The organism is Microcystis sp. LE19-10.1B (assembly GCF_027530565.1).
Lineage (GTDB): Bacteria > Cyanobacteriota > Cyanobacteriia > Cyanobacteriales > Microcystaceae > Microcystis > Microcystis aeruginosa.
Window position 1 is genome coordinate 1 of record NZ_JAPZQM010000323.1, and the last position, 3,705, is coordinate 3,705.

A 3,705-nucleotide genomic window follows, 5' to 3' on the forward strand; every position below is an offset into this window, starting at 1 on the left:
GTGTCAACAAGGAATATTACAAATTGTTAACCGAGTCTTGAAAGCCTTGTGCTACAAAGGTTTGAAATGTTAAGAAAGATGTGACTAAAGGACAGCTTGATAAGGGGGGTGTCTGACAACTTTTAACACCTACCTACTTATCTTCTAGATTAATCGATCGCAAGATCCAATCTCGATCGATCCTGAAACCGCCACCAGTGCCTGATCGCAGCCCGAATTAGTCCAGAATCAACTCCCTCCGGGTTGATGGCATCGCAACTTTTAGGCAAAAATAGGGCTTTTACCGCCCAAAAAGCCTATATTTGGGCTATTTACCCGCCAGTTGACCCCTGATTTTTGCAGCCAGTTGACTCTCCTGGGGAACTGGTCACGGTTTCCTGATAGGATAAGGTGACTTGGGATTAACTTATGGTGTTGAAAATATGTCTCTAAAACCTTACATTTCTCGCTTATTAGCTTTGGTTCTCGTCCTGGTCATCGGATTGATGGGTTGTTCTAGTAGTTCGCGGTTAACCGGCAATTATGGACAGGATACCCTGACGGTGATTGAAACTTTAACCACAGCCCTTGATTTAGTCAAAGATGACCCGAATAAAGCGGCAGTTGAGTCGCAAGCAAAGGAACAAATCAACGATTACATCTCCCTCTACCGACGAGATAAAAAATCTGGGGGTTTGCGTTCTTTCACTACTATGCAAACAGCCTTAAACTCTCTAGCTGGTTATTATACCGCCTACGGTTCCCGTCCCATCCCCGACAAACTCAAACAACGTTTAAAACAAGAATTTAAACAGGTACAATTCTCTCTCCAGAAAGGAATTTAGATACAGATTAGGGGTTGGGTGTTAGGGTTTTGGGGAGTTGGGGTTTTGGGGTATTAGTTGAAATCCCTCCATCTCCCCACACCCCATACCCCACACCCCACTCCTGTAAAAATCAGACCAAATCCGGTTAGACTAGAAATACAAAGCGTATTATAAAAAACTACAAAATTGATTCAAGACGAAACCCTAGAATTATTGGAATGGCCGCGGCTATGTCAACACCTAGCTACTTTTGCAGCGACTAAACTCGGTGCGATCGCGATTCGTCAATTGCCCTTACCGGAAAGCAAAGAGGAAAGTTTAAACCTACTCTGCCAAACCAAAGAAGTTTATAGCTTAGAACAAAAATTAGATAGTCGTCTTTCCTTTGATGGGATTAGCGACATCGGCGATGCCCTAGAAAGGGCGCATCTGGGGGGTTTATTATCGGGACAGGAACTTTTAAATATTGCCACGACTTTAGCGGGAGTGCGACGTTTACGGCGTTTAATTGACGAACAGGAAGATATACCAGTTTTAAAGGAGTTAGTAGCCGAAATTCGCACCTATCCAGAGATAGAACAGGAAATACACCGTTGTATCGATGAAGATGGCCGCATATCCGATCGCGCTAGTCCCCAATTACGCGAAATTCGGGGACAAATGAAGGTGATTAGAGAGCGAATTTACCGAAAATTGCAGGATATCATGCAAAAACAGGGCGGTGCTATCCAAGAAGCGGTGATTACCCAAAGAAGCGACCGCTGGGTGATTCCCGTCAAAGCAGCGCAAAAAGAGCAAATACCGGGGATAATTCACGATACTTCCAGCACAGGGGCGACTTTTTACATTGAACCTCACTCTATCGTTGACCAAGGCAATCAACTGCGGCAATATCGTCGTCAGGAACAAATCGAAGAAGAAAAAATCCTGCGGCAGTTAAGTAATCTGATCGCCGAAGCCTTTGAGGACTTAGAATATTTACTAGCGATCGCTACTAGGCTCGATCTGGCCACCGCTAGGGCCCGTTACAGTTTATGGTTAGAGGGTAATCCCCCCCACTTTATCGATGGTTCGGAAACGATTACTTTGCGGAATTTGCGTCATCCTTTGCTCTGGTGGCAAAAACACCACGAACAGGGGGGGGAGGTCGTACCAATAAATGTGCAGATTAGCCCAGAAATTCGCGTTGTTGCCATCACCGGACCAAATACCGGCGGAAAAACCGTTACTTTAAAAACCCTCGGATTAGCGGCTTTAATGGCGAAAGCGGGCCTGTTTATTCCAGCGCGGCAACCGGTAGAGATACCCTGGTTCGATCACGTTTTAGCCGATATCGGGGATGAACAGTCTTTGCAACAGAGTTTATCGACTTTTTCGGGTCACATTCGCCGGATTGTTCGCATTTTAGCGGCTTTAAATTCTCGTTCCTTGGTTTTACTCGATGAGGTGGGAGCAGGTACGGATCCGGCTGAGGGAAGTCCTTTAGCGATCGCTATTTTACAATACCTCGCCGATCATAGTTTACTGACAGTGGCTACCACTCACTACGGGGAATTAAAAGCGTTAAAGTATCGAGATTCTCGCTTTGAAAATGCCTCGGTAGAGTTTGATGATCGCACTCTTTCCCCCACTTATCGACTATTATGGGGCATTCCGGGGCGTTCTAATGCTTTAACTATTGCCCAGCGTTTGGGATTAAGTCCCGAAATTGTGGCCGAAGCGAGAAATCATCTGGGGGGGTTATCGGAGGAGATAAATCAAGTAATTGCTGGTTTGGAAGCGCAAAGACGAGAACAGGAGTCAAAAGCTAAGGAAGCTAGTCAATTACTCCAACAAACGGAGAAATTTTATACAGAAGTTTCCACGCGGGCCAATTCTCTACAGGAGAGAGAGCGAGAATTAAAGCGTTATCAGGAGCAGGAGATACAAAAGGCTTTACTATCGGCAAAAGCAGAGATTAATAACGTTATTCGCCAGTTGCAATCAGGAACAAAAACCGGTATAGATGCCCAAAAAGCCACAGAGGAGTTAACTGCGATCGCAGAAAGGTTATTACCGAAAACGGAAAAAACTAAGGTTAATTATCGTCCGCAAGTGGGGGAAAGGGTGCGCTTGCCCAATTTGGGACAAACTGCCGAAGTTTTAGCAATTTCACCGGAATCAGAGGAGATTTCCCTGCGTTTCGGTATGATGAAGATGACCCTACCCTTAGATCAGATTGAGTCTTTGGATGGTCAAAAAGTGGAAACTGCGCCAAAACCTGCCAAAAATTTGCCCCAAACTCCCACAAAACCCCAGGAGACTCCTTTAATTCGTACTGCTAATAATACTGTCGATATTCGCGGTTCCAGGGTGGCAGAGTCAGAAACGGATATCGAACAGGCGATCACCCGCGCCACCCCATCGGGCATATTATGGATTATTCACGGTAAAGGTACGGGGAAATTGCGTCAAGGTGTTCACGATTTTTTATCCCGTCATCCCCAGATAAAACGCTTTCAATTAGCACCCCCAAATGAGGGAGGTTCGGGGGTAACTATCGCTTATTTAACTTAGGGTTTGCGGCAAAAAGTTTTTTGTCGGGTTAGGAGTCAGCCTTGAATCAGTTATCAGTTATCAGATGTGAGTTTTCAGTTCACTGTTCACTGTTTACTGATCACCGAAAATACTCCCCACTTCCCCACTTCCCCATTCCCCAGGGAGCATCTCATTTATACAAGTGAGTAATTATACTTGTCCCTCAAACTGGTTTCTAGTAAGGGTCTGCTGAAAAAGTTTTTCCTAGGGGCAGGGTGTAGGGTGTGGGGTGTGGGGTGTGGGGTTTTACCCATTTTCATCGGGTAAATTACCTAATTTTCAGGGAAAAAGTCCAGGAATTTTCCCCCCGACCACTCCCATA

General features: G+C 45.4%; 3 protein-coding genes. 2 read left to right on the top strand and 1 reads right to left on the bottom strand.

The genetic code is table 11. From position 1 onward, the window contains the following. The first annotated feature begins 422 nt into the window (after nucleotides 1-422). The gene (psb27, locus tag O9332_RS11520) at nucleotides 423-824 is read left to right on the top strand and encodes a photosystem II protein Psb27 (protein ID WP_043998990.1); all 402 of its coding nucleotides are present in this window, start codon (nucleotides 423-425) and stop codon (nucleotides 822-824) included. Between the two features lie 168 nt (nucleotides 825-992). Further along, nucleotides 993-3,362, top strand: a complete 2,370-nt coding sequence (locus O9332_RS11525; RefSeq protein WP_288025597.1) for an endonuclease MutS2 — start codon at nucleotides 993-995, stop codon at nucleotides 3,360-3,362. Between the two features lie 155 nt (nucleotides 3,363-3,517). Here the strand turns inward: O9332_RS11525 and O9332_RS11530 are convergent, their stop codons facing one another. Beyond that, complete coding sequence (locus O9332_RS11530) at nucleotides 3,518-3,643, bottom strand: hypothetical protein (RefSeq protein WP_288025600.1); 126 nt, start codon at nucleotides 3,641-3,643, stop codon at nucleotides 3,518-3,520. Nucleotides 3,644-3,705 lie beyond the last annotated feature (62 nt).